Origin of the sequence: Pseudacidovorax intermedius (assembly GCF_003350475.1) — a bacterium.
GTDB classification, from domain to species: Bacteria; Pseudomonadota; Gammaproteobacteria; order Burkholderiales; family Burkholderiaceae_C; genus Xenophilus; species Xenophilus intermedius.
In genome coordinates this window covers 350,620-373,810 of sequence record NZ_QQAV01000004.1, presented here as the reverse complement: position 1 = coordinate 373,810, position 23,191 = coordinate 350,620, and the positions used below count along the sequence as shown (strand labels likewise).

Sequence of the window (23,191 nt, the reverse complement as noted above, 5' to 3'; positions counted from 1 at the left end):
GGGTCGCCTGTCCGCGTCCACGCCTCTCAAGAGCCGTCCTGCAGCCGCCGCCAGGAGATGCGGCGCGTGCCGGTTGCGGTGGTGGAGGTGGGCACCGTCGTGATCTTCACCGCGCCGGTCGAATCCTTGGTGGTCGCTACGATCCGGCCCGAAGGCGTGATCGAGAGCGTCGCCGCGCTCGACACGCCGGCGCTCGACAGCAGCGCCCCCACGTTGGTGGTCCCTGTCACTGCCAGGCCGGTGGCGAAGTTCACGTAGTTGATGAAGCTCGAGCCGCCCGTGGTGCAGGCGCCGGCATTGCTGGGCGTGTTCGACACGTAGACCAGCGTGCCCGCGTACAGGATCGGATCCACATCCACCCGCTCGCCGGAGCGCGGCAGGTCGGCATACCAGCCGTTCATCGTGCGGAAGTCCATCGTCGTGTTCGCCAGGCTGCTGGCCGTGCGCGTGCCGGCGTTGTCGGTCAGCGTGATCGGCATGAAGCAGTTGGTGGTGGCACCCGTGGTGCAGGCGTTGGTGCGGGGCGTGTTGAACAGGGCGCTGGTGCTCGTGGTCAGCGGGTCCTTGATGGCGTACATGGTCTGCGCCTGCGTGGTGGTGACGTCGGTCACGCCCAGGTAGGCGCCAGTGCCGACGAAGACCACATGCTGCCCGGCCGCAAGCCCCAGTTCGGGCGTGGTCGTGACGGGCTGCCGCGCGTTCGAGGCATCGGTCAGCACGGCCAGAAGCTGCACGGGCGCGGTGCCGCCGCTGGCGGTCAGGTTTCGCAGGTCGAAGCGCCAGAGATTGCCGTAGAGGTCGCCGCCGTAGACCTGCGTGGCGGTGTTGTCGACGGTGCTGTCCGTCCAGGCGCTGATCTGCGACAGGCCGCTCGGGCAGGGGGCCGCCGAGCAGCCGGTGACCGTGCCGGTGCCGCTGGTGCCCAGGCCGTTGCCGATCTTCTTGATGAGCGCGCCGGTCACGGCGTTGAGCACCCAGATCGTGCCCTGGCCACTGCCGGGCGACAGGTTGTTGTAGCCCGAGCTGACGATGGCGACCCAGGTGCCGTCCGACAGCTTGGTCACCACCGGTGCACCGTAGGTGAAGCCCACGTCGTCGTCGCGGCGGCTGGACGGCAGCACGCTGCTGCTGCCGAATTCCCACAGCACCGACGGCGAGGCCGGGTTGGTCACGTCCAGTGCCCAATAGGCCCGGCCGCCGCCGCCCAGCCCGCCCACCAGGATCGTGCGCCAACTGCCGTTGGCGTACACATCTGCCTGCGTGATCTGGCCATCGACGAAATAGCTGTGATTGGCCGCGTAGTTCTTGTCGGCGAGCTTGTACAGGTTGGGCAGCAGCACCGAGGGGATGTAGGCCCAGGCCTCGGCGCCGGTGCTGGCATTGATGGCGTGCAGCATGCCGTCGTTGGCGCCCACGTAGACCATGCCGGTGCGCGAGGCCTGGGCGGACTTGTAGGCCGCGTAGCCTGTGTCGGCATAGTTGCGGATGGGCGCCTGCACGTACACCGGGGCCGAGTTGACGATGTCGCCCAGCACATGCGTGCGCGAGCGGTAGTAGCGGGTGCGCGGCGTGCCCTCGTTGCTGCGGTCGCCGCGCAGGTAGTTGACGAGGTTGAGGCCGCCGGCGCCGGTGGTCGTGCCGGCCTGCGTGCTGTCCACCCGCTGGTCCGCCGGCAGGCAGCTGGTGCCGGCCGTGCACAGCTGGGACATCGACGAGATGGACGCGATCTGGAAATAGCCCTGCATCGTCGGCGTGAGCGAGCTCCAGTCGAAGCTCACGCGCGCGTTGTTGGCCGCGTCATAGGTGAAGAGGGTGCGGGCGGTGTAGGCCGTGTTGTCCAGCAGCGGCGCCGTGGTGAGGGCACCGGAGTTGCTCGCGCAGTCGCTGCCCACGCCCGACAGCGACCAGTCTGGCGTGGTGCCGGTCGCGCCCGTGGTGGCATCCACGGGGTAGCGTGCGAGGTCCCCGAACCACTTGCCGGAGCAGAAGGTCGCCGAGTAGGTGTAGCTGCTGGTGCTGGTGCTCAGCACCTGGGCGCTCTGCGCCACGGCCGCGGAGCTGGCAGTGGTGGCGTCCACCGTGTTCAGGAAGTTGCTCAGTCCGGCCTTGATGTCGGCGGCGTTGGCGGCGCTGTAGTAGGTGCCGCGGCCGTTGACGGCGGCGTGCCAGAGGTCGTCGATGGCCGTTTGCGTGTCGCCCACCGGCGTGGGCCAGGTGCAGCGGCCCGAGCTTTGCCAGATGCAGGTGCCGGCGGTCTGGGTGCTGCTGCTCGTGAGCGTGCCGTTGGCCACGGCGAAGTAATCGCCGCTGGTGGCGTTGGCGTAGTCCGGGTCGTAGAGCATGAAGCCCGAGGCCCCCAGCCCGATGGTGGACGTGACCATGTTCTGCAACTTGTTGGAATAGGCGTTGCTCGAGACGTCGGTGCCGGCGCTGTTGGTGGTGTTGCCGAAGGCCGAGGCGCGCAGGTCGGTGACGTAGTAGTACTCGGCCACGTCGGCCAGCGTGTCGGCGATGGCATTGCCGTCGAGGAAGGGGCGCGACTCGGCGCCATCCCGGTCGCCGATGGCGCCGCCGGTGACGGTCACGCCCAGCTGCCCGGTGGCGGTCGAAGCGTTCCAGTAGCCGTCGGTCGACAACAGGGTGTAGTTGCGCTGGCAGGCGTACTGCATCGGGTCGGTCGTGGTCACGCCGTTGATGCTGCTCACCTTGGCCGCGTAGTACTGGCCGGCCTGCGACAGCGCGAAGCGCAGCGGCGTGCCGCCGCCGGGCAGGGCGGTGGTCAGGCGGCTGTACCACAGCTGCTTCTGCCCGCCGCTGCCCGCGTTGTTGTCCGCCACGTTCAGGAAGTTGGTCGTGCCGCTGCTGTTGTTGATGCTCATGTACCCCAGGCGGTAGTTGGCCGTCAGGGTGTTGAAGGCGATGCTGGTGGCGCTCTTCATGGCCTGCATCCGCGTGCGGTAGTACGCCCACCAGTTGGCGAAGTTGGTCATCTCCTCCGCATAGGTGCAGGTGGTGGTGTTGGTGGTGCAGTCTGTGCGGGTGCTCGCGCGGGTCGTACTGCCGGGGTAGGTGTAGGTGGCCGTGCTGGAGGTGATCGTCGTTAGCAGGTTGCTGCCTGGCGTGCCGCCGCTGAAGGCGGTGGGTGTGACCGAAAAGTTGCCGGAGCGTGTGACCACCGGCGTGCCCGTTGTATTGCCGTCTGGCGCGCTCACGGTCACCGTGCTACCGCTGGCGCTTGCGCTGAAACCGGCAACCTGGCAGTTGCCTGTGGTGGCCGTCGTGCAGCTGTTGATGTTGGCGGCAATGCGCGCCGCCACGGTCGAGGTGCTGGTGCTGCTCGAAGTGGTTGCGGATAGGATCTCAAGTCCGTTGACCTTGATGCTGCTCACGCTGGTGCCGGTCAGAAAGGTCAGGCCTGAGACGGAGAGAGTGGCAGTGGTCGGTAGGCCTGCCGGGCGCTCGTAGGTGTACGTGGCCGGCGCGCTGCTGCTGTCGATGCGCGAGGCCTGGCAGTTGGTTAGCGACGCCGAGGTGCACCAGCGCAGGTAGGCCGCAAAGGGGTAGGTCGTCGAGGGCGCGCTCTGCGTGTTGCAGGTGCGCAGGTTGGCAGCGGTGCAGTACTCGCCGGGCACGAAGGTGTAGTAGTAGGCCTGGCTGGTGAGGTTCTGCGTGCTGCCCGAATTGGAGTTGGTGAAGAGGTTGTTGGTGCCGGTGTTCGGGATGTTGCTCGTCGACATGGCACCGAAGCCGTCGTAGGGAACCCGCGTCCAGGTCGACGTATTGGCCGCCGTCATGCTGGGATAGCTGCTGCCGTCGTAGTAAAGCGGTGGCGAGTAGGTGATGGCCGGGTCGTAGTACACGCCGTTGAAGCGGCTGTTGCGCACCAGCGAATCGTTGTTCCGGTAGTCGCTGTCGCCCGCCCAGTCGGGCATGAAGTCCCACACCATGCTCCCGGAGTTGTCGAGCACGTACAGGATGTTGGGCTTGACCAGCGTGGCGCTCGATGTCTCCAGCGGGGCGGTGGCCAGGTCGGTCACCGCGCCGAGCGCCGGCGCCACCAGGCCGAGCGCCAGCAGGCCCAGTTGCACCCGCCAACTGCGGGCGCGCGCGACGTGACGGCGAAGGGATGCATTCATAGCGCCACCATGGCTTGGATGAAGGAGACGGTGTTGCGCGGCCCCGCCACGCGCACGGTGATGCGGTAGTACACCTGGGCGTTGGTCGGAGGCGCCAAGCTGCCGGCCTTGCGGCTGCTGGAGGTGTCCAGCGCCAGCGGCGAGGCGCTGCAGCCGTTGGTGCTGGAGGCATCGCCGGCGGCGCTGCACATGCGCTGGATCAGGTAGGCGGGCGTGTTGCCCGCGCTGTCCTGCGCGGGGCTCAGCGTAACGGCGGTATAGCCGGCCGCGACGAGGTTGCTCCAGACCGTGGTCCAGGTCTGGCCACTGGCCGGGTCGGTGCGCACCGCCGCATAGCCGGCGGCCTTCTGGTCGCAGGCGAGCACGGTGGTGCCGGTGCTGCAGGTGCCCAGGCCCGACACGCTGGCCTTGCCCGTGCTGTTCTCCAGCCACGCGATGGCCGCCTCGACGGCTCGGTCGGCCGACGTCGCGGCCGCTTGTTCGAACGCGAGGTTGCCTGCGATGGTGGCCGAGGTGGAGACGGTGCGCATCAGGCCCAGGGCCGCCAGCGTCATGATGACCAGGGCCACCAGCGCGATCACCATGATGAAGCCGCGCTGGCCACGGCATGGGCGGCGCGGACTCAGCATTTGACGTTGCCCCCCTGGTAGCTCTGCTGGTTGCCGTTCCAGATGATGTTGCGCAAAGGGATGCTCACCTCGATGGTCTTGTAGCGGTAGTGCTGCCATTCGCTGTTGCCGCTCAGGTCGATGGGGGCGGCCGTGGGCGTCACGGTGGTGAGGGCGGTGGTGGTGCTGGTGTTGGCCGTGGCGCCCGACCAGGTCGGTGCGGCCGTGGTGACGAGCGCCTTGTCGTACTGCTGGCTGCGCGCCACCAGCGCCAGGCGCAGCCCGATCACGCGCAGCCAGCCGCAGTACAGCGGCACGGTGCCGCCGCTCGCCGGCGTGGTCTGGTCGAAGCTGTCGACCACGCCATCCATGGTCGATGCGGCCAGGCCGCTGGTATCGCGCCCGTACTGGGCACGCAGGCTCACCACGTTGCTGGCGATCGGCACCCACACCGCACTGTTGCCGGTGGCGCTGCTGCTGCCGCAGTTGTTGACCAGGTAGTCGCACATGGTCAGATTGCCGTTGCGCACGGCAAAGGCATGGATGTTCGGCCGGGCCCCCAGGTTGTAGGCGCCGCTGTTCAGCGGCAGGCTGGCGGTGGCCGAGGTCAGTGTCAGGGCCGAGCCGGAGATGGCCGTCACCCGGCCCAGGCGCAGCGCGCAGGCCGAGCTGCTGTCGCGCGTGGTGCCGGCCGCCACCACCCAGTCGCCGACGGCAAAGCTGGTGGGCGTGCTGACCGTGAGGCTGGTCGATGTGCTCACGGCCAGGGTCGCATCGCCCTCGGACGGGCTGCCGGAGGCGCCGCCGATGACCAGCAGCGTGTCGGTGTTCGCGTCCCCCGCCGGCACCAGTGAGGTGGCGGGATTGACCGTCACGGGCGCCAGCGCGCCCAGCGTCACGGCCGCGCCATCGCCGGTCGTGGTGTAGCCCAGCGAGCAGCCCAGCAGCGTGTAGGCGCTCAGGCCCAGGCCGGCCTGCGTCAGTTCGCGGCTGAGCAGGTGCGAGGCGATGGCGCCGTTGATCTGCGCGTCGCCGCTGCTGCCGGCCAGCCGCTGCTGCGTGCTGGTGGAGGAGAGCAGTTGCAGGATCACCAGCACGGCGAACATGCCGATGAGGATGCCCACCATGATCTCGACCAGGCTGAAGCCGCCCAGGCGGCTGCGGCGCCCGGTGCGGGGGGCAGGGAGGGGAAGGCGGGTGGCGGTCATGGCTTCATCTGCGCCAGGGCGACGTACTGGTGGGCGGTGGCATCGCCCGGGCCCTTCCAGAAGATGGTGATGGTGGCCAGGCTGGTACTGACGGGCGATGTGCCGCCGCCGCTCACGGTGCTGAAGGTGACGGTGGGGGCCAGCGTGCTGCTGTCCGCCCCGGGCAGGCCCGAGTTGGTGACCGCGGCGCGCCAGCTGGCATAGCCGGCGCCGTTGCCGCTGCTGCCGTAGTTGCCCTGCAGCGTGCCGGCGGTGCGGTCGCTCATCCACATGCGGCCGATCAGGTCGTTGGCCAGCATGGCCGCGGTGGTGCGGTACTCGGCGCCAGAGGCCTGGCGCACGGCCGTGGCATAGAGGCCGGCGATGCCCAGCATGCCGATGGCGAAGATGGCCAGCGCGACCAGCACTTCGATGATGGTGGCGCCCTGCTGCGGCCGGGCGCGGCGGGCGCGGGTGTGCACCGGGGTCAGCATTTCATGGGGTCGTTGGTGGTGGTGCGGGTCAGGTCGCACAGGCGCGCGTCGCCGCTGACGCTCACGGCGATGCGCAGGCAGCGCACGTTGCCGCCCTGGGCGATGCAGCTGCCGCCGCTGCTGCCCAGGTCGACCGTGAACTGCGCCGGCGTCGCGATGGTGGGGTTGGTGGTGCCCGTCATGCGGCCCAGCGGATCGAAGGCGATCACGCCGCTGCCGCTGGCGGTCAGGGTGATGTCGCTGGTCGCATTGCTCACCACCGGACTCTTCTGGATCAGGAAGGGCGAGACGGTCGTGCTGATGGCGCCGGCGCAGCCCGAGGCCGGCGACACGGAGGCGCCGGCATTGCTCACCCAGAAAGGCCCGCTGGTGCTCAGCGCGCAGCCGTTGTCCAGGGTGGTGACCAGCTGGAAGCGCACGTTGGCGTTGCGGCGGATGGCTTCGGCGCGCGCCTGCTGCAGCCCGGCGCGCAGCGACTCGGCCGTGGTGCGCACCCGGGCGTTGCGCATCCAGTCGCCGAAGGCGGGCACCGCGAGCGCCAGCAGGATGGCCAGCAGGGCCACGCCCACCATCAGCTCGATCAGGCTCATGCCCCCCGCGCCCCGCCGACGCCCCCGCTGCATCAGCAGATCCCGCCCTTGTTGGTGACCCAGCAGTTGTTGGGCGTGGCGGCCGTCCAGCCGGAGACGCCGGTGATGGTGCTCGTCTTGTTGCCGTCCTGGTCCACGGTGTAGGTGAAGCCGGTCATGGCGCCGGTCCCCGTGGCGGTGAGCGTGTAGGTGGTGGTGCCGCCGTTGGCATTGGCCGCGCCAGGCGTGCAGCTCAGGCCGAAATACTTGAGCGTGACCGCCGCCTGCATCGCGCCGCAGACCGTGGCGGAGCCGGGCGCGGAGTAGGTCTTGGCGTCCTGGAACCATTGCTCCATCCGACCCTGATAGGCCGCGAGGTTCGAGGTCGCCTCGGGAATGCGTCCCCTACGGATGTAGTCCGAGTAGGCCGGCAGGGCGATCGCCGCCAGGATGCCGACGATGGCCACGACGATCATCACCTCGATGAGAGTGAAGCCCGCCGACGCGGGGCTTCGGGCGCGGCCGGAGGGGGAGGGGAAGCAGTGGGAGTAGGTCACATCAAGATTCTTCATATTGCAAATAAATGCAATATTCCTCGAACTTAACGTGGTGTCAGGTGGGTGTTAACGCTTTCGGTTGACGCTAATTGACATTTCCGACGAGCGGTTTTCATGGCGCGACGAGTGGCGCCAAGCGCCGTCCGGTGGCCGATGCGCTGGGCGGCGTCCCGGCGCGTGGGTCGGCGCGCCGGACAGGCCCGCAGCCACGCGCCTGTCCTGGCAAGGACCGGTCATGAAAAAGCCCCGGGGCCGGAAGCCGCGGGGCGTGTGGATGCGGACGTACAGGCGGCCGCGGGGGCGTGTCCGAGATCGACTCACTGCGGCTGGAAGCCGCTGTCCTTGATGATGCGTTCCCAGGTCTGGGTGTAGCTGCGGACGCGGCCGGCGAACTGGCCCTGCGGCTCGTAGTTCACATGCAGGCCCATGTCGACCAGCTTCTTCTTGGTCTCGGGCTGCGCCAGCACCTTCTGCAGTGCGGCGCTGAACTTGTCGATGACGGGCTGGGGCGTGCCCACGGGTGCGAAGACGCCATACCAGGGATAGTCGTCCAGGTTGTCGAAGCCCAGTTCGGTGAAGGTGGGCACCTGGGGCAGCAGCGGATCGCGCTTGGCGCCGATGGCGGCCACCACGCGGACCTTGCCGGTGCGCTGCAGTTCCATCAGGTCGGGCACGCCCGCGATGCCGGCGGCGATCTGGTTGCCCATCATGTCGGCCAGCAGCGGCGCGCCGCCGCGGTAGGGCGCGGCCTGCACGTCGATGCCGTACTTCTTGCCGATCAGCTGCGTCAGGAAGACCGGGATCGAGCCCGGCGCGGGCACGCCGATGGAGTCCTTGCCGTCCTTCTTGGTCTTTACCCACTGGACGTATTCCTGGATCGTCTTGGCGGGCGTGCCGCCCGAGACGGCCAGCACGTTGGAGAAGGTGGCGATGCCGGCAACCGGCGTGAAGTCGCTGGCGGGATTGAAGCCGGGGTTCTTGGTCACGGCCGGCAGGATCGAGATCGTATGGTCGTGCGACACGAAGAACACATGGCCGTCGGCCGGCGCGGTCTTCAGGTACTGCGCGGCGATCTGTCCGCCCGCGCCGGCGCGGTTCTCCACCACCACGGGAGCGCCCAGCTCGTCCTTGAGCTTGTCGGCGATGGTGCGGGCCAGCGCGTCGGTGCCGGCACCAGCCGGAAAGCCGACCAGCAGGCGGATCGGACCGGTCGACTGGGCCTGGGCCAGGCCGGCGGCGACCAGCAGCGCGCCCAGTGCGAAGGTGCGGCGCATCAGGCCCGGACGAAAGACAGAAGGCAGGGACATGGGGAAGAACTCCGAGGAAAAAAGCGAGCGTACCCGCAACAGGGACAGGGGACTGACTCGTTTGTTGAAGGAATGATCCATGGTTTCACCAATGGATCATGTGAGAGGTTTGAGCCAACGCAAGAGATGTGCCCGCGCTGGTCTTGAATCGTCCGCGGCCAGCCCAATCTCCCCGTCAACCCGGAGGTTTTTCACCACCATGCGCCAAGACAAACTCACCACCAAGTTCCAGGAAGCCCTGGTCGACGCCCAATCGCTCGCCCTGGGCAATGACAACGCCTACATCGAACCCGCTCACCTGCTGCTGGCCATGCTGCGCCAGAGCGACGGTCCGCGCCCGCTGCTGGAGCGCGCCGGCGTCAACGTGCCCGGCCTGAGCCAGGCGGCCGAGCAGGCCGTCAAGAACCTGCCGCAGGTGCAGGGCGGCGACGGCGTGCAGGTAGGCCCCGAGCTTGGCCGCCTGCTGCAGGCCACCGAGAAGGAATCTATCAAGCGCGGCGACCAATTCATCGCCAGCGAGCTCTACCTGCTGGCCGTCGCCGACGCCAAGGGCAGTGTGGGCGACATCGCCCGCCAGAACGGCCTGACCCGCAAGTCGCTCGAAGCGGCCATCGACGCCGTGCGCGGCGGCCAGTCGGTCAACAGCGCCGACGCCGAGGGCCAGCGCGAGGCCCTCAAGAAGTACACGCTGGACCTCACCGAGCGCGCCCGCATCGGCAAGCTCGACCCGGTGATCGGCCGCGACGAGGAAATCCGCCGCGCCATCCAGGTGCTGCAGCGTCGCAGCAAGAACAACCCGGTGCTGATCGGCGAGCCCGGCGTGGGCAAGACCGCCATCGTCGAAGGCCTGGCCCAGCGCATCGTGGCGGGCGAGGTGCCGGACTCGCTCAAGGGCAAGCGCGTGCTGTCGCTCGACCTGGCGGCGCTGCTGGCCGGTGCCAAGTTCCGCGGCGAGTTCGAGGAACGACTCAAGAACGTGCTCAACGAGCTGGCGAAGGAAGAAGGCCAGGTCATCGTCTTCATCGACGAGATCCACACCATGGTGGGCGCCGGCAAGGCCGAGGGCGCCATGGACGCCGGCAACATGCTCAAGCCCGCCCTCGCGCGCGGCGAGCTGCACTGCATCGGTGCCACCACGCTGGACGAATACCGCAAGTACATCGAGAAGGATGCCGCGCTGGAGCGCCGCTTCCAGAAGATCCTGGTGGGCGAGCCGAGCGTGGAGGACACCATCGCCATCCTGCGCGGCCTGCAGGAGAAGTACGAGGTGCACCACGGCGTGGAGATCACCGACGCGGCCATCGTCGCGGCGGCCGAGCTGTCCAACCGCTACATCACCGACCGCTTCCTGCCCGACAAGGCCATCGACCTGATCGACGAGGCCGCGGCCAAGATCAAGATCGAGATCGACTCCAAGCCCGAGCAGATGGACCGCCTCGACCGGCGCCTGATCCAGCTCAAGATCGAGCGCGAGGCCATGAAGAAGGAGACCGACGAGGCTTCCATGCGCCGGCTCGAACTGCTCGACCAGGAAGTGGCCAAGGTGCAGAAGGAGTATTCCGACCTGGAGGAAATCTGGAAGTCCGAAAAGGCCGCGGCCCAGGGCTCGGCCCAGATCAAGGAAGAGATCGACAAGCTGCGCTTCCAGATCGAGGAATCCACCCGCAAGGGTGACTTCAACAAGGTCGCCGAGATCCAGTACGGCCGCCTGCCCGAGCTGGAGAAGCGCCTCAAGGAAGCGCAGGCCAAGGAAGCCGGCGCCGACGGCAAGGGCAGTGGCAACCGCCTGCTGCGCACCGAGGTGGGCGCGGAGGAAATTGCCGAGGTGGTGTCGCGTTCGACCGGCATCCCCGTGTCCAAGATGATGCAGGGCGAGCGCGAGAAGCTGCTGCGCATGGAAGACAAGTTGCACGAGCGCGTGGTGGGCCAGGACGAGGCCATCACCGCGGTGGCCAATGCCATCCGCCGCTCGCGTTCGGGCCTGTCCGACCCCAACCGGCCGACCGGCTCCTTCCTCTTCCTGGGCCCCACGGGCGTGGGCAAGACCGAGCTGTGCAAGGCGCTGGCGGGCTTTCTCTTCGACAGCGAGGACCACCTCATACGCATCGACATGAGCGAGTTCATGGAGAAGCATTCGGTGAGCCGGCTGATCGGCGCGCCCCCCGGCTACGTGGGCTACGACGAAGGCGGCTACCTGACCGAGGCCGTGCGCCGCAAGCCCTACAGCGTGGTGCTGCTGGACGAGATGGAAAAGGCCCATCCGGACGTGTTCAACATCCTGCTGCAGGTGCTGGACGACGGCCGCCTGACCGACGGCCAGGGCCGCACCGTGGACTTCAAGAACACGGTGATCGTGATGACCAGCAACATCGGCTCGCCCATCATCCAGGCGATGGCGGGGCGCGACCAGCAGGAGGTGAAGGACGCGGTGTGGGACGAACTGCGCAACCACTTCCGACCCGAGTTCCTGAACCGGATCGACGAGACGGTGGTGTTCCACGGCCTGGACGCGAAGAACATCGAGGCCATTGCCGAGATCCAACTGCAGGTGCTCAAGGCGCGCCTGGCCAAGCTGGAGATCGGCCTGGACGTGGCGCCGGCCGCGCTGGCCGAAGTGGCCAAGGTGGGCTTCGATCCGGTGTTCGGCGCGCGGCCGCTCAAGCGGGCGATCCAGCAGCGCATCGAGAACCCGCTGTCGAAGCTGCTGCTGGAGGGCCGCTTCGGGCCGAAGGACGAGGTGCGCGTCACCGTGGACCCGATCCGCGAGCCGGGCGCCTTCCACTTCGCCAAGGCGGGCGAGAGCGCCGAGGCGGCTGCCTGATCGCAGCGTCTGGCGCCCACACGAGGCCTGCGCCTTTTGAAGGCGCAGGCCTTCGTGCATCTGCGCCCTGCGCGCACGCGGGTCTCCTGCTGCTTCTTTTCAATTCGTATCGATGCGGGAACTGCAGGTTTCCGCCTTCGCCTAAGCTTTCATGATGAACTTCCTGATCCGAATCGTCCTCGTGCTCATTGGCCTCGTCTTTGCGGCGAGCCTCGCCGTCGCAGCCCTGCTGCTGGCGGCCGTGCTGATGGTTCGGAGCCTGTGGGCGCGGCTGACGGGCAAGCCGGTGTCGCCCCTGGGGGCGGCGGTGTTCGGCAGCCGCTTCGATCCGCGCGCCGGCTTCGAGCGCTTCCGCGCCGCGGCCGAGGCCCGCAAGCCCGAGCGCACCGCGGCCGACGAGATGGCCGCGCGGGCCCGCGGCGAGCTGGTGCCCGCCGGCCGTCGCGGCTTCAACGCCGACGTGAGCGACGTCAGCGCCCGTCCGGTCGGCCGCGACGACTGAGCATTCTTGCGGGCGCGCGGCCCGCCGCCGGGGCGTGCTAGAAACGCCCGAATGACCTCCGCGCTTCCTCCCATTCCCGAACTGCGCCAGCGAATTGCTGGCGGCGCCCTGACGCATGCGTCGCTGATCGAGCAGGTGCTCGAAGGCGCTTCGGCGCCGGCCGCTGGCCACGTCTTCACCCGCCTCTATCCCGACGCCGCGCGGGCGGCCGCGCGCCACGCCGATGCCATGCAGGCCGCGGGCGTGCCGATGCCCCCGCTGGCGGGGCTGCCGGTGTCGATCAAGGACCTGTACGACGTGGCCGGCGAGGTCACGCTGGCCGGCTCGGTGGCCTGCCAGGGCGAGCCGCCAGCCCCCCGCGATGCAGCGGCCGTGGCACGGCTGCGGCTTCAGGGCGCCGCCATCGTCGGCAAGACCAACATGACCGAGTTCGCCTTCTCCGGCGTGGGCATCAATCCGCATTACGGCACGCCGCGCAATCCGGCGGATGCGCAGGTGGCGCGCATTCCCGGCGGCTCCTCCAGCGGCGCCGCGGTGTCGGTGGCGCTGGGGCTGTCGGTGGGCGCGCTGGGCTCGGACACGGGCGGCTCCATCCGCATCCCGGCCGCGCTCTGCGGGCTGGTGGGCTTCAAGAGCACGCAGTCGCGCACGCCGCGCGACGGGGCCTTCGAGCTGGCCCGCTCGCTGGACACCGTCTGCGCCATGGCGCGCACGGTCGAGGATTGCCTGGCCTTGGACGCTGCCATCGCCGACACGCCGCTCGTGGTGCGTCGGCGCGACGGCGTGGCGGGCTTGCGCCTGGCCGTGCCGACTTCGCTCATGTTCGACGGCGTCGAGCCTGCCGTGGCCCGCGCTTTCGACCGCGCGCTGTCGTGCCTGTCGGCTGCAGGGGCGCTGGTGACCGAATTGCCGCTGGAGGAATTGACCGAGATCGCCCGCATCAACGCGCCCGGGGGCTTCTCGCCGGTGGAGGCCGCGGCGGTGCACCGCCATCGCATCGGAGCCCGGCGTGCCGAGTACGACCCCCGCGTGGCGGCCCGCATCGACCTGGGCATGTCGGTGGGGGCGGCCGACTACATCGCCATGCAGGACGGCCGCCGGGGCTGGATCGCGCGCATGGAGGCGGCCTTGCAGGGTTTCGACGCGCTCGTCTGCCCCACCGTGCCGATCACCGCGCCGCCCATCGACGAACTGCTGGCCAGCGACGAGGCCTTCTTCAAGGCGAATGGCCTGCTGCTGCGCAACACCTTCGCCATCAATTTCCTCGACGGCTGCGCCTTCAGCCTGCCCTGCCAGGCGCCGGGCGAACTGCCGGTGGGGCTGATGCTGGCCTCGGTGCGCGGCGACGATGCGCGGCTGGCGGCGGCCGCGCTGGCGGTGGAGGCGGCGCTGGCCTGACCCGGATCGCCTGGCGGCTCAGGAAGTCGCCGCCGACGGCACCCCGGCGCTGGCCGTTCAGAAGGCCGCGGAGCAGGCCATGCGCAGACATCCGCGGAACCGGCTGTGCTGGGCCGCTGGATGTGCCCCCGCGAGGGGGTTGGCGGAGCGCGAAGCGCGCAGCCTGGGGGCGATCTTTATTTCAACCACTTGTCTGCGGCCTGCTTGAGCGCGCCGCGCGTCTCCAGCTGGTCCCAGACGAAGTTCATCACGCGCAGGTAGTCGGTGTCGTCGGCCGGCAGCATGAAGCCCAGCTTGCTCGGCGGCGTCAGCGGCGTGTCGATGAAGGCGGCATGCAGGCGCGGGTCGGCTTTGGCATAGACCAGCGCCTCGTAAGTCTCGGTGATCATCACGTCGCCCTTGCCCTCGGCGATCAGCGCGGGGATCTCGGCGTTCTTCTCGTGCGTGCTGACCTGGGCGGCCTTGAGGTTCTCCAGCACGAAGGCCTCGTTGGTGCCGCCGGGGTTCTTGATGACGCGCACGCCGGGCTGGTTGAGCGATTCGAGCGTGGTGAACCTGGTCTTGTCGGCCGCCCGCACCAGTGCCACCTTGCCGAAGGGCGCGTAGCCCGGGAGCATGGCCACCACGCGCATGCGGGTCACGTTGCGGGTGATGCCGCCCACGGCCAGGTCGTACTTGTCGGCCTGCATGTCCTTGAGCAGGTTGGGCCAGGTGGTGGGCACCCATTCGATGCGAACGCCCAGTTCCTTCGCCATGCGCTCGACCAGATCGATGTCGTGGCCGGAATAGCCGCTGTCGGTCTTGATGGCAAAGGGCCGGTAGTCGCCGGGGGTGCCGACGCGCAGCACCTTGGTGTCCAGCACGCGGTCCAGGCGCGGGCCGGCGTGGGCGGTCGAGATCAGCGTGAGGCCGGCGACCAGGGCGGTGGCGGCGAAGGAGAAGAAACGACGGGTGAGCATGGGCGGTGGCTCTTTGGGGGAAGTGGAAGTGCGCGCATTGTGCGGCGCTCCCGCCGCGCGCCGGCATGGGTGGCGCGTGGGCGGCATCGGCGACCGGCGCGGCGCCGGGGCGCGCGCCGCAGGAGGCCGTCCCTAGAATCCGGCGGCCCGCCCGTCCATCGCCGGCGGCGGGCGTCCTTCATTGGAGACAAACGAGCATGAGCGACGACGCATCCCCCCTGCTGACCTCGCGCGAAGGCGCTGTGGCCATCCTGCGATTCAACCGGCCCCAGGCGCTCAACGCCATCGACGTGCCGATGGCCCAGGCCTTCCTGGCGGCCGTGCGGGGGCTGGCCGCCGATCCGGGCGTGCGGGCCCTGCTGCTGTGCGGCGAAGGCAAGGGCTTCATGGCGGGTGGCGACCTGGGCGTGCTCTCGGCCGATCCGCAGGGCGGTGCGGCGGCGCTGATCGGCCCGCTGCACGAGGCCCTGCAGTTGCTGGCGACGCTGGACTTGCCCGTCGTCGCCCAGGTGCACGGCGTGGCCGCGGGCGCCGGCCTGAGTCTGATGCTGCAGGCCGACTTCGTGCTGGCGGCCAAGGGCACCCGCTTCAACCTGGCCTACGTCAACATCGGCGCTAGTTGCGACGTCGGTGCGTCGTGGGCATTGCCGCGATGGGTGGGCCTGCGCCGTGCGCTGGAGATCGCCCTGCTGGGCGACATGCTCGACACGGAGGCTGCCGAGCGCATGGGCCTGATCAACCGCGTGGTCGAGGCCGACGCGTTGCCGGCGGAGGCCCTGGCGCTGGCCCAGCGGCTGGCGGCCGGCCCCACGCGGGCGCTTGGCCAGCTGCGGCGTCTCCTGCGCGGCAGCGTCGAGCGTGATCTTCCGGCACAGTTGGCGGCCGAGGAAGAGGCCTTCCAGGTCTGTGCCGCCACGGCCGACTTCCGCGAGGGCGTGGACGCCTTCTTCGCCCGGCGCAAGCCCGCCTTCCAGGGCCGCTGAACGCGGCACCCCCCCTTTTTTTACGACGAGGACTTCACCATGACCCCACGCGACATCTACGTCGTCGGCACCGCCCGCACGGCCATCGGCACCTTCGGCGGCGCGCTCAAGGACGTCCCTAACACCCAGCTGGCCACCACCGCCGTGAAGGCCGCGCTGACGCGCAGCGGCGTGGCGCCGGACGCCATCGGCCATGTGGTGATGGGCAACGTGATCCCCACCGACACCAAGGACGCCTACCTCAGCCGCGTGGCCGCCATCGACGCCGGCTGCCCCATCGAGACGCCGGCCTTCAACGTCAACCGGCTGTGCGGCTCTGGCCTGCAGGCCATCGTCTCGGCGGCGCAGGCCATTGCGCTGGGCGACTGCGACATCGCCATCGGCGCCGGCTCCGAGTCGATGAGCCGCGGCCCCTACTTCGACACCGCCGCCCGCTACGGCGCCCGCATGGGCGACGTGCAGCTGGTGGACTACATGCTGGGCATCCTGCACGACCCCTGGCAGAAGATCCACATGGGCATCACGGCCGAGAACGTGGCCGAGCGCCACGGCATCACGCGCGAGCAGCAGGACGCGCTGGCTGCTGAGAGCCATCGGCGCGCGGCCGCCGCAATCGCTGCCGGTCGGTTCAAGGACCAGATCGTCCCGGTCGAGATCAAGACCCGCAAGGGCGTGGTCGTCTTCGACACCGACGAGCATGTCAAGGCGTCCACCACCGTCGAGGTGCTGGCCGGCATGAAGCCTGCCTTCAAGAAAGAGGGTGGCACGGTGACCGCTGGCAACGCGTCGGGCATCAACGACGGCGCCGGCGCCGTGGTGCTGGCCGAGGGCGAGCGGGTGAAGGCCCTGGGTCTGAAGCCGCTGGCGCGCCTTGTCGGTTATGCCCATGCGGGCGTGGAGCCGGCCTACATGGGCATCGGCCCGGTGCCGGCCACGCGCAAGGTGCTGGCACGCACCGGCCTGAAGGTGAGCGACCTGGACGTCATCGAGTCCAACGAGGCCTTCGCCGCCCAGGCCTGTGCCGTGATGAAGGAGCTGGACTTCGACCCGGCCAAGGTCAACCCCAACGGCTCGGGCATTTCGCTGGGCCATCCGGTGGGTGCGACGGGCGCCATCATCACCGTCAAGGCGCTGGCCGAGCTGCACCGGGTGCAGGGCCGCTATGCGCTGGTGACCATGTGCATCGGCGGCGGCCAGGGCATCGCCGCCATCTTCGAGCGCGTGTGAGGCGCATGCACTTCAGAACGAGGCCGACGCGGTGCCGGGCCTGATCACCAGCCCGGCGGCCGAGCGCAACAAGGGGCCGATCCTGGCCGAGTTGCTGCGCCTGCTGCCGGTGCGCGGCCACATGCTGGAGGTGGCGGCCGGCACCGGCCAGCATGCGGCGCACTTTGCGGCGGCGCTGCCCGAATGGACCTGGCTGCCCACCGAGCCCGACGCCACCCTGCTGCCCGCCATCGCGGCGCGCACGGCCAACCTGCCCCAGGTGCTGGCGCCGGTGGCGCTGGATGTGCGCGAGGCCTGGCCCGTCGCACCCGCCAGCCTGGACGCCGTGTACTGCGCCAACATGGTCCACATCTCGCCCTGGGACTGCACAGAAGGCTTGATGCGGGGCGCGGGCCGGGCGCTGCGGCCGGGCGGGCTGCTGGTGCTCTATGGCCCCTATGTGGTCGAAGGCGAGCCCCTGGCCCCCAGCAACGCGGCCTTCGATGCCGACCTGCGTCGCCGCAATCCCGCCTGGGGGCTGCGGACGCTGGCCGAGGTCGCTGCAAAGGCCGCCGAGGCCGGGCTCGACGCGATGGAGCGCGTGGACATGCCGGCCAACAACCTGCTGCTGGTCTTCGTTCGCCGGGCCTGAGGGCGCCCGTCGGCCGCAACCCGGTAGGGCCAGGGTCGGTGCGATAAGGCGGGCTGCGATCCTACGTAGTCCTACGCCGACGTCTCTCGATCCCCCGCCCGGCTCGGTCGCATATTGAGCGCGCAAACTGCAGAGACACCCATGCGCATCACCAACATGCTGGCCGGCGTGGCCGTGAAGGACCTGGACCAATCCATCGCGTGGTATGCGCTGCTCATCGGCAGCGCGCCCGTGCGCCGCGATGCCGAAGTCGCCGAATGGCGCTTCGAAGGTGGTTGTTGCCTTCGGCTGATGCGACAGACGCGGGGTGCGGCGGGTGCGTCGGTCACGATGGTGGTCGACGACCTGGACCAGCAGCTGGAACAGATGGACGGCGCCGGCCTGCGTCCGACCCGGCGCCAGGATGCGGATGCCGTGCGCATCGCCTTCCTGCGTGATCCCGATGGCAATCAGTTGGTGCTGGCGCAGGTACTGAGCGCGGCGCTCGCCTGCTGACTTCTTCCCGCCCTCGCCTGTTCCGGTCACCCTTCGCGTCGCCGGCGTGCGCGCTCAGCGTGCGCGGGCGTGGGCTTCGATCTGCTGCACCAGCGGATGATGCTGGCCCCGCCGTGACCGGATCAGGTGGATCTCCTCCTGCAGGTCGTCGCTGCGGCCCAGCAGCCGCAGCCCGCGCATCAGCCCCAGGTCGCCGGCCCCGAGCCGGCTGACCGGAAACACTCCCAGCCCACGGGCCGCGAACACCGCCAGCAGCGCGGAATCCTCGAACTCGCCCGCCACGCGCGGGCGCAGGCCATGCCGGTCGAACCAGCGCTCCAGTTGTGGTCGCAGGGCCGAATGCGCGGTCGGCAGCAGCACGGGCAGGTCGGCCAGGCTCTGGGGAAACTGGCGCATGGCGGCCGCACGCACCAGCGCCGCCGGCCCCCACCAGTCGACGGGTGCCTCGGCAATGCGATGGCTGCTCAGCCGCAGGGCCGGCCTGGAGGGCGCCGGCTGGCCGGCCAGAACCATGTCGAGGTGGTGCATGGCCAGCTCGCCCAGCAGTTGCTCCAGTTCCCCCTCATGGCAGACCAGGCGCAGGGCCGGGGTGTGCAACACCGGCTCCACCATCGCATGCGCGGCGAGCTTGGAGATGCCGTCCGACAGCCCGACGGCCAGGCGCACCGCCGGCTCGGTGGCGGCCTGGCGGACCAGCTCGGGCAGCTCCTGGCCGAGCTGGAAGATCTCCTCGGCCCGCTGCAGCGCGGCCATGCCCGCCTCGGTCAGCGCGACGCTGCGGCCTTCGGGCTTGAGCAGCTGGTGACCCAGCGACTTCTCCAGCTCGCGCACCTGGGCGCTCACTGTCTGCACCGCGACGCCCAGCCGCGCGGCCGCCTTGGAAAAGCCGCCCTCGCGCGCCACGGTCCAGAAGTAGTGCAGGTGACGGTAGTTGAAGTCGTAGGAGGCCATGCCTTCAAGTTTCGAAAAAACCGAAGGGTTCGTCCACTTCCGGCTGGTTTTTCTTAGGTGAAAGGCTGGGCATCATCGCCGCCAGTTCCACTCCACCCACCGACAACATGGAAACATTGCTCTCCTTCCTGGCGGCCGACTTCCTCGGCCGGCCCGCCGGCCTCTGGCTGGCCTTCATGGCCATCGTGGTCACCCTGCTGGCGCTCGATCTGGGCGTGCTGCACAAGGGCGACCGCGAGATCGGCGTGCGCGAAAGCCTGCTGCTCTCGGGCGGCTACATCAGCGTGGCGCTGCTCTTCGGCGGCTGGGTCTGGTGGAGCCTGGGTGCGCAGAGCGGCATGGAATACCTCACCGGCTTCATGATCGAGAAGTCGCTGTCGATGGACAACGTCTTCGTCATCGCGCTGATCTTCAGCTTCTTCGCCATTCCGCGGCAGTACCAGCACCGGGTGTTGTTCTGGGGCATCCTGGGCGTGATCGTGCTGCGGGCGCTGCTCATCGGCGCAGGCGCGGCCCTGGTGACGAACTTCAGCTGGGTGCTGTACTTCTTCGGCGCCTTCCTGGTGTTCACCGGCATCAAGATGTGGCGCATGGCCGACGCCGAGCCCGACATCGCCAGCAACCCGGTGCTGCGCTTCCTTCGCGGCCGCATGCGGGTGACCGAGGGCCTGCGCGGCAATGCCTTCACGGTGAAGGAGGTGGACCCCAAGACCGGCCGCGTGGCCCGCTTCGCGACGCCGCTGCTGCTGGCCCTGGTGCTGATCGAGATCGTGGATCTGGTGTTCGCCGTCGACTCGGTGCCGGCCATCTTCGCCATCACCACCGATCCGTTCATCGTCTACACCAGCAACATCTTCGCCATCCTGGGACTGCGTGCGCTGTACTTCGCGCTGGCCGCGATGATCCACCGCTTCCACTACCTCAAGTACGCGCTGGCCCTGGTGCTGGTGTTCATCGGCACCAAGATCTTCCTGGTGAACTTCATCGGCAAGTTCCCGCCGGTGATCTCGCTGGCCGTGACCTTCGGGCTGATCGCGGGTGGCGTGCTGTACTCGCTCTACCGCACCCGCGGTCAGCAGGCCGAGACGCCGTCGTTGCCCGACCAGTCGGCCGCGCGCTGACCGTCGGCAGGCCCGCGACAAGCGGCCGGGGTTGGCGCCCCGGCCGCTTTTTTTCCTGTGCGCGGCGTAGGGCTCAACGGGTCTCGGACTGCATCTGATGGAGCGCCTGCTGGCCCGCATGGAGCGCCGACATCAGGGTCGGGAAGGTGCCCAGCGATTCGCACAGTGGCACGTCCTCCTCGTCCAGGCGTTCGACGATCAGCCAGGCATAGCGGCGGTAGGGCGGGGGCGTCTGCGTGGCGAGGACGGCGAACGGCTGGGAAGGCGACATGGCCGGCAGCTTGGCGGGCTTTCAAGTCGGCCTCATGAAGGCGCGGGTGGGGCCCTGTAGCCGGGAGCGCCATGTCCGCCGGGTAAGCTCGCGCCCCATGAAGCGCAGCAGCCCCGCCCGACCGTCCAACGCCAAGACGCCTGCGCCTGTGCCCCAGCCGGCCGCAGCGGGCGGGCAGGCCCTGGCGGTGCTCGCGCGCATCGAGACGCTGTGGTCCTCGCTCGGGCCGGTGGGCCAGCGCATCGCCAGCTTCATCGCCAGCCATCCGCGCGAGGTGGTGCACATGTCGGTGAGCGAGGTGGCCGAGCGCACCGGCTCCAGCGAAGGCAGCGTGGTGGGCCTGTGCAAGAACCTGGGCGCGACCGGCTTCCAGCAGGTCAAGATCGCGCTGGCGCAGGAGATCGTGCGGCCGGTGCAGTTCATCCATGAGGACCTCGACCCGCAGGACACGGCCGCGGCCGTGATCCGCAAGATCTTCCAGAGCAACATCCAGACGCTGCACGACACGCAGGCCTCGCTCGACGCGGCGGCGCTGGAGCGTGCGGTCAGGCTATTGCGCCGGGCCGAGCGCATCGAGATCTACGGCATCGGCAGCTCGGCCACCATTGCCGAGGATGCGCACTACCGCATGCTGCGAATCGGCCTGAATGCCAAGGTGGTGGTCGATTCGCATGTGCAGGCGATCTGCGCCTCGCTCACCGATGCGAAGGTGGCGGTGCTGACCATCTCGCATTCCGGCAGCACGCACGAGACGGTGACGGCCACGCGGCTGGCGAAGGAGGCCGGCGCCTCCACCGTGTGCATCACCAACTTCGGCAAGTCGCCGTTGCAGGCCTTTGCCGACGTGGTGCTGTTCACCATGGCGCGCGAGACCCATTTCCGCACCGAGGCCATGACCAGCCGGCTCGCGCAGCTGGCGATCATCGACGTGCTGATCGCGTGCCTGGCGCTGTCGGACTACGACACCGCCGTGCGTACCCTGCGCCAGACCTTCGACGTGCTGTCGCTCAAGCGCTACTGAGCCGCACAGTCGGCACCGGAAGGGCCGCCAGCTCCGCCACGGAGGCGGCCTGGGCGCCGGCGGCATCGCCCACCAGCACGCAGGCCAGGCCGAGCCGGGCCGCGCCGGCGGCGTCGGTGGCGGGGTTGTCGCCCACCACCAGCGTGCGGGCCGGATCGGCGCCGAGGCAACGCAGCCCCTTTTCGAAGAGAAGCGGCTCGGGCTTGCCCACGACGTACCAGGGCCGCACGCCGCTGGCGGCCTCCACGGCGGCCAGCAGGGCGCCTGTCTCCGGCACCAGCCGCCCCTGCGGGCCCGGATGGCTGGTGTCGGCATTGGCCACCAGCAGGCGAGCGCCGCTGCGCAGCTCGTGCACCACGGCCGACAGCCGGGCATGGCTGAAGCGCAGGTCCAGCGCCAGCAGCACCACCTCGGCTTCGGCGGTCACCGGCCGCAATCCGCGGCCCGTCGCGAGCCGCTGCAGGGCCGCGCTGCCGACCACCATCACGCGCGCGCCGGGCTGCTGACGCGCCAGCAGCTCCACGGCGCATTCGCCGGCCAGCACGATGCGCCCGGGCGGCACGCGCAGGCCCAGCCGCCGCAGGCGAAGCGACAGGCCCTGGGCCGTGTGCGTGGAGTTGTTGGAGACGATCGCGAAGCGGCCCTCGAAGCGTGCGAGCAGCTCGGCCGCGCCATCGACGGCCTCGTTCTGCCGCACCAGCGTGCCGTCGAGGTCCAGCAGCAGGTGGCTGGCCTGCGCCAGGGTGTCCCAGGCGGATGCGATGTTCTCTTTCTGTTTGCGCTGCGGCGGGTGGGCGAGGGAGGCCAAGATGTTCATGAATCGTCGTGAGGGCAGGCGGCGAGCGGAGAGGGCGTCGGCGTGGGGCGCGATTCTATTGAGCAAAGCTCAGTGATTTTGATTTTTTGAAGTGAGCTAATTTCATTTCTCTGTCATCTTGGATTTCTAAGCTCACCGGCATCCGAGCGGCGTTGGCCCTCGTCCCCGTCTCAGCAACGAAGGAATCCACCATGAAGAAGCTCCTGGCCCTTGCGGCTGCCGCCGTCTCGCTCGCCGCCGTGCTGGCCTTGCCCGCAGCAGCGCAGACCGTCGCCGACGGCTCGCGCGAGCATCCGCTGCGCGTGCTGCTGATCCCCGCCGACGGCGGTACCGAATCGGGCACCAAGGCCGACTACGCGCCGGTCTTCAATGCGGTGAGCCGTGCCACCGGCCTGAACTTCGACCTCAAGGTGGGCCAGTCCTACGGCGCCGTGGTCGAAGGCATGTGCAACCAGCTGGCCGACATCGCCTTCTTCGGCCCGGTGTCGTACGTGCAGGCCCACAAGCGCGGCTGCGCGCAACTGCTGGCCGTGGGCGTGGAGAAGGGCGCCTCGGTCTACTACGCCGGCATGTTCGCGAAGGCCGATGCGCCCATCGCCACCATCGCGGACGTCAAGGGCCGGCGGGTGGCCTTCGGCGATGTCAACTCGGCCTCCAGCTTCACCTTCCAGGTTGCGATGCTGCTCGATGCGGGCATCGATCCGGCGCGCGACTTGGCGGCCATCCGCATGACCGGCAGCCATGCCAGCAGCCTGGCGGCGCTGGTCCAGGGCCAGGTGGACGTGGCCTCGCTCTCCTTCGATTCCTATGAGAAGGCGGTCAAGCAAGGCGCCGTCGACCCGAAGACCATCAAGGTCGTCGCCCGCAGCATGGCCATTCCCTATCCGCCGCTGGCCCTCAACGCCCGCCTGCCCGAGGCGATGAAGACCCGGCTCAAGGAGGCCTTCCAGACCGTCAACAAGGCGCCGGGCGTGACGCCGGAAATGATCCGCGGCTACGGCGGCGCGCGCATCGACGGCTACGACACCCGCTTCTCGGAAGACGAGTTCAACGTGGCGGCCGAGAAGCTGGGCCTGCTGACCGACGACCTCAAGGGCCGCATCCTCGCCAAGGCCGCCGAGCGTTGAGCGTTGGCG

Annotated in this window: 22 protein-coding genes; 10 read left to right on the top strand and 12 right to left on the bottom strand. The window is 69.2% G+C overall.

Features of this window, described 5'->3' with window-relative positions:
* Window positions 1–26: 26 nt before the first annotated feature.
* The 7 genes from DFR41_RS13835 to DFR41_RS13805 form a co-directional block, all read right to left on the bottom strand.
* Window positions 27–4,136, bottom strand: coding sequence for a pilus assembly protein (locus tag DFR41_RS13835; protein WP_147284358.1), 4,110 nt, complete (start codon window positions 4,134–4,136; stop codon window positions 27–29).
* The gene (locus DFR41_RS13830; protein WP_017762203.1) at window positions 4,133–4,765 is read right to left on the bottom strand and encodes a pilus assembly PilX family protein; all 633 of its coding nucleotides are present in this window, start codon (window positions 4,763–4,765) and stop codon (window positions 4,133–4,135) included. Before DFR41_RS13830 ends, DFR41_RS13835 begins: the two co-directional genes overlap by 4 nt.
* Window positions 4,759–5,952, bottom strand: coding sequence for a PilW family protein (locus tag DFR41_RS13825; RefSeq protein WP_114803094.1), 1,194 nt, complete (start codon window positions 5,950–5,952; stop codon window positions 4,759–4,761). The genes DFR41_RS13830 and DFR41_RS13825 overlap by 7 nt, the downstream gene beginning before the upstream one ends.
* Entirely contained in the window at window positions 5,949–6,425 is a 477-nt protein-coding gene (pilV, locus tag DFR41_RS13820; RefSeq protein ID WP_114803093.1) for a type IV pilus modification protein PilV, read from the bottom strand. Before pilV ends, DFR41_RS13825 begins: the two co-directional genes overlap by 4 nt.
* Window positions 6,419–7,048 carry a GspH/FimT family pseudopilin gene (locus DFR41_RS13815; protein ID WP_081682259.1) on the bottom strand — a complete coding sequence of 210 codons (630 nt, stop codon included), beginning with the start codon at window positions 7,046–7,048 and terminating at the stop codon, window positions 6,419–6,421. The genes pilV and DFR41_RS13815 overlap by 7 nt, the downstream gene beginning before the upstream one ends.
* Window positions 7,048–7,551, bottom strand: a complete 504-nt coding sequence (locus DFR41_RS13810) for a type IV pilin protein (RefSeq protein WP_269214823.1) — start codon at window positions 7,549–7,551, stop codon at window positions 7,048–7,050. The genes DFR41_RS13815 and DFR41_RS13810 overlap by 1 nt, the downstream gene beginning before the upstream one ends.
* Before the next feature lie 317 nt (window positions 7,552–7,868).
* Complete coding sequence (locus DFR41_RS13805; RefSeq protein ID WP_244917749.1) at window positions 7,869–8,825, bottom strand: Bug family tripartite tricarboxylate transporter substrate binding protein; 957 nt, start codon at window positions 8,823–8,825, stop codon at window positions 7,869–7,871.
* 232 nt (window positions 8,826–9,057) lie between these two features.
* Between DFR41_RS13805 and clpB the strand changes: the two genes are divergently transcribed.
* From clpB to DFR41_RS13790, 3 genes are all read left to right on the top strand, one after another.
* Entirely contained in the window at window positions 9,058–11,679 is a 2,622-nt protein-coding gene (gene clpB, locus DFR41_RS13800; RefSeq protein ID WP_114803091.1) for an ATP-dependent chaperone ClpB, read from the top strand.
* A 154-nt stretch (window positions 11,680–11,833) separates the two neighbouring features.
* Entirely contained in the window at window positions 11,834–12,181 is a 348-nt protein-coding gene (locus DFR41_RS13795; RefSeq protein ID WP_234197022.1) for a hypothetical protein, read from the top strand.
* Window positions 12,182–12,232: 51 nt separating this feature from the next.
* The gene (locus tag DFR41_RS13790; RefSeq protein ID WP_114803090.1) at window positions 12,233–13,579 is read left to right on the top strand and encodes an amidase; all 1,347 of its coding nucleotides are present in this window, start codon (window positions 12,233–12,235) and stop codon (window positions 13,577–13,579) included.
* A 176-nt stretch (window positions 13,580–13,755) separates the two neighbouring features.
* Here DFR41_RS13790 and DFR41_RS13785 read toward each other — a convergent pair whose 3' ends face one another.
* Window positions 13,756–14,538: a transporter substrate-binding domain-containing protein gene (locus DFR41_RS13785; protein ID WP_114803089.1), complete on the bottom strand. Its 783-nt coding sequence runs from the start codon at window positions 14,536–14,538 to the stop codon at window positions 13,756–13,758.
* Between the two features lie 197 nt (window positions 14,539–14,735).
* Between DFR41_RS13785 and DFR41_RS13780 the strand changes: the two genes are divergently transcribed.
* The 4 genes from DFR41_RS13780 (at window position 14,736) to DFR41_RS13765 (ending at window position 17,874) form a co-directional block, all read left to right on the top strand.
* Window positions 14,736–15,521: an enoyl-CoA hydratase/isomerase family protein gene (locus DFR41_RS13780; protein ID WP_114803088.1), complete on the top strand. Its 786-nt coding sequence runs from the start codon at window positions 14,736–14,738 to the stop codon at window positions 15,519–15,521.
* 39 nt (window positions 15,522–15,560) lie between these two features.
* Entirely contained in the window at window positions 15,561–16,748 is a 1,188-nt protein-coding gene (locus DFR41_RS13775; RefSeq protein WP_114803087.1) for an acetyl-CoA C-acyltransferase family protein, read from the top strand.
* A 31-nt stretch (window positions 16,749–16,779) separates the two neighbouring features.
* Complete coding sequence (locus tag DFR41_RS13770) at window positions 16,780–17,379, top strand: DUF938 domain-containing protein (protein ID WP_114803086.1); 600 nt, start codon at window positions 16,780–16,782, stop codon at window positions 17,377–17,379.
* 141 nt (window positions 17,380–17,520) lie between these two features.
* Window positions 17,521–17,874, top strand: coding sequence for a VOC family protein (locus DFR41_RS13765; RefSeq protein WP_017762372.1), 354 nt, complete (start codon window positions 17,521–17,523; stop codon window positions 17,872–17,874).
* 54 nt (window positions 17,875–17,928) lie between these two features.
* Here the strand turns inward: DFR41_RS13765 and DFR41_RS13760 are convergent, their stop codons facing one another.
* Window positions 17,929–18,825, bottom strand: coding sequence for a LysR family transcriptional regulator (locus DFR41_RS13760; protein ID WP_017762371.1), 897 nt, complete (start codon window positions 18,823–18,825; stop codon window positions 17,929–17,931).
* 107 nt (window positions 18,826–18,932) lie between these two features.
* On the opposite strand from DFR41_RS13760, the gene DFR41_RS13755 reads away from it, so the two are divergent.
* Window positions 18,933–19,946 carry a TerC family protein gene (locus tag DFR41_RS13755; RefSeq protein WP_052383661.1) on the top strand — a complete coding sequence of 338 codons (1,014 nt, stop codon included), beginning with the start codon at window positions 18,933–18,935 and terminating at the stop codon, window positions 19,944–19,946.
* A gap of 73 nt (window positions 19,947–20,019) precedes the next feature.
* Here the strand turns inward: DFR41_RS13755 and DFR41_RS13750 are convergent, their stop codons facing one another.
* Entirely contained in the window at window positions 20,020–20,217 is a 198-nt protein-coding gene (locus DFR41_RS13750; protein WP_017762369.1) for a hypothetical protein, read from the bottom strand.
* 97 nt (window positions 20,218–20,314) lie between these two features.
* Between DFR41_RS13750 and DFR41_RS13745 the strand changes: the two genes are divergently transcribed.
* Entirely contained in the window at window positions 20,315–21,238 is a 924-nt protein-coding gene (locus DFR41_RS13745; protein ID WP_244917743.1) for a MurR/RpiR family transcriptional regulator, read from the top strand.
* Here DFR41_RS13745 and DFR41_RS13740 read toward each other — a convergent pair.
* Both DFR41_RS13740 and DFR41_RS27875 read right to left on the bottom strand, forming a co-directional pair.
* Window positions 21,225–22,055 carry an HAD-IIA family hydrolase gene (locus tag DFR41_RS13740; protein WP_114803085.1) on the bottom strand — a complete coding sequence of 277 codons (831 nt, stop codon included), beginning with the start codon at window positions 22,053–22,055 and terminating at the stop codon, window positions 21,225–21,227. The two genes, DFR41_RS13745 and DFR41_RS13740, sit on opposite strands and share 14 nt — an antisense overlap.
* Window positions 22,056–22,110: 55 nt before the next feature.
* Window positions 22,111–22,248 (bottom strand): hypothetical protein, encoded by a 138-nt coding sequence (locus tag DFR41_RS27875; RefSeq protein ID WP_211322587.1) that lies wholly within the window; start codon window positions 22,246–22,248, stop codon window positions 22,111–22,113.
* Between DFR41_RS27875 and DFR41_RS13735 the strand changes: the two genes are divergently transcribed.
* The gene (locus DFR41_RS13735; protein WP_114803084.1) at window positions 22,247–23,182 is read left to right on the top strand and encodes a phosphate/phosphite/phosphonate ABC transporter substrate-binding protein; all 936 of its coding nucleotides are present in this window, start codon (window positions 22,247–22,249) and stop codon (window positions 23,180–23,182) included. The two genes, DFR41_RS27875 and DFR41_RS13735, sit on opposite strands and share 2 nt — an antisense overlap.
* Window positions 23,183–23,191 lie beyond the last annotated feature (9 nt).

What these genes read in the sequence shown, in the direction of transcription:
- DFR41_RS13835 (WP_147284358.1), bottom strand. Translation starts at nt 4,136, where the DNA reads ATGAATGCATCCCTTCGCCGTCACGTCGCGCGCGCCCGCAGTTGGCGG.
- DFR41_RS13830 (WP_017762203.1), bottom strand. Translation starts at nt 4,765, where the DNA reads ATGCTGAGTCCGCGCCGCCCATGCCGTGGCCAGCGCGGCTTCATCATG.
- DFR41_RS13825 (WP_114803094.1), bottom strand. Translation starts at nt 5,952, where the DNA reads ATGACCGCCACCCGCCTTCCCCTCCCTGCCCCCCGCACCGGGCGCCGC.
- pilV (WP_114803093.1), bottom strand. Translation starts at nt 6,425, where the DNA reads ATGCTGACCCCGGTGCACACCCGCGCCCGCCGCGCCCGGCCGCAGCAG.
- DFR41_RS13815 (WP_081682259.1), bottom strand. Translation starts at nt 7,048, where the DNA reads ATGCAGCGGGGGCGTCGGCGGGGCGCGGGGGGCATGAGCCTGATCGAG.
- DFR41_RS13805 (WP_244917749.1), bottom strand. Translation starts at nt 8,825, where the DNA reads ATGCGCCGCACCTTCGCACTGGGCGCGCTGCTGGTCGCCGCCGGCCTG.
- clpB (WP_114803091.1), top strand. Translation starts at nt 9,058, where the DNA reads ATGCGCCAAGACAAACTCACCACCAAGTTCCAGGAAGCCCTGGTCGAC.
- DFR41_RS13795 (WP_234197022.1), top strand. Translation starts at nt 11,834, where the DNA reads ATGAACTTCCTGATCCGAATCGTCCTCGTGCTCATTGGCCTCGTCTTT.
- DFR41_RS13790 (WP_114803090.1), top strand. Translation starts at nt 12,233, where the DNA reads ATGACCTCCGCGCTTCCTCCCATTCCCGAACTGCGCCAGCGAATTGCT.
- DFR41_RS13785 (WP_114803089.1), bottom strand. Translation starts at nt 14,538, where the DNA reads ATGCTCACCCGTCGTTTCTTCTCCTTCGCCGCCACCGCCCTGGTCGCC.
- DFR41_RS13780 (WP_114803088.1), top strand. Translation starts at nt 14,736, where the DNA reads ATGAGCGACGACGCATCCCCCCTGCTGACCTCGCGCGAAGGCGCTGTG.
- DFR41_RS13775 (WP_114803087.1), top strand. Translation starts at nt 15,561, where the DNA reads ATGACCCCACGCGACATCTACGTCGTCGGCACCGCCCGCACGGCCATC.
- DFR41_RS13765 (WP_017762372.1), top strand. Translation starts at nt 17,521, where the DNA reads ATGCGCATCACCAACATGCTGGCCGGCGTGGCCGTGAAGGACCTGGAC.
- DFR41_RS13760 (WP_017762371.1), bottom strand. Translation starts at nt 18,825, where the DNA reads ATGGCCTCCTACGACTTCAACTACCGTCACCTGCACTACTTCTGGACC.
- DFR41_RS13755 (WP_052383661.1), top strand. Translation starts at nt 18,933, where the DNA reads ATGGAAACATTGCTCTCCTTCCTGGCGGCCGACTTCCTCGGCCGGCCC.
- DFR41_RS13750 (WP_017762369.1), bottom strand. Translation starts at nt 20,217, where the DNA reads ATGTCGCCTTCCCAGCCGTTCGCCGTCCTCGCCACGCAGACGCCCCCG.
- DFR41_RS13745 (WP_244917743.1), top strand. Translation starts at nt 20,315, where the DNA reads ATGAAGCGCAGCAGCCCCGCCCGACCGTCCAACGCCAAGACGCCTGCG.
- DFR41_RS13740 (WP_114803085.1), bottom strand. Translation starts at nt 22,055, where the DNA reads ATGAACATCTTGGCCTCCCTCGCCCACCCGCCGCAGCGCAAACAGAAA.
- DFR41_RS13735 (WP_114803084.1), top strand. Translation starts at nt 22,247, where the DNA reads ATGAAGAAGCTCCTGGCCCTTGCGGCTGCCGCCGTCTCGCTCGCCGCC.
- DFR41_RS27875 (WP_211322587.1), bottom strand. Translation starts at nt 22,248, where the DNA reads ATGGTGGATTCCTTCGTTGCTGAGACGGGGACGAGGGCCAACGCCGCT.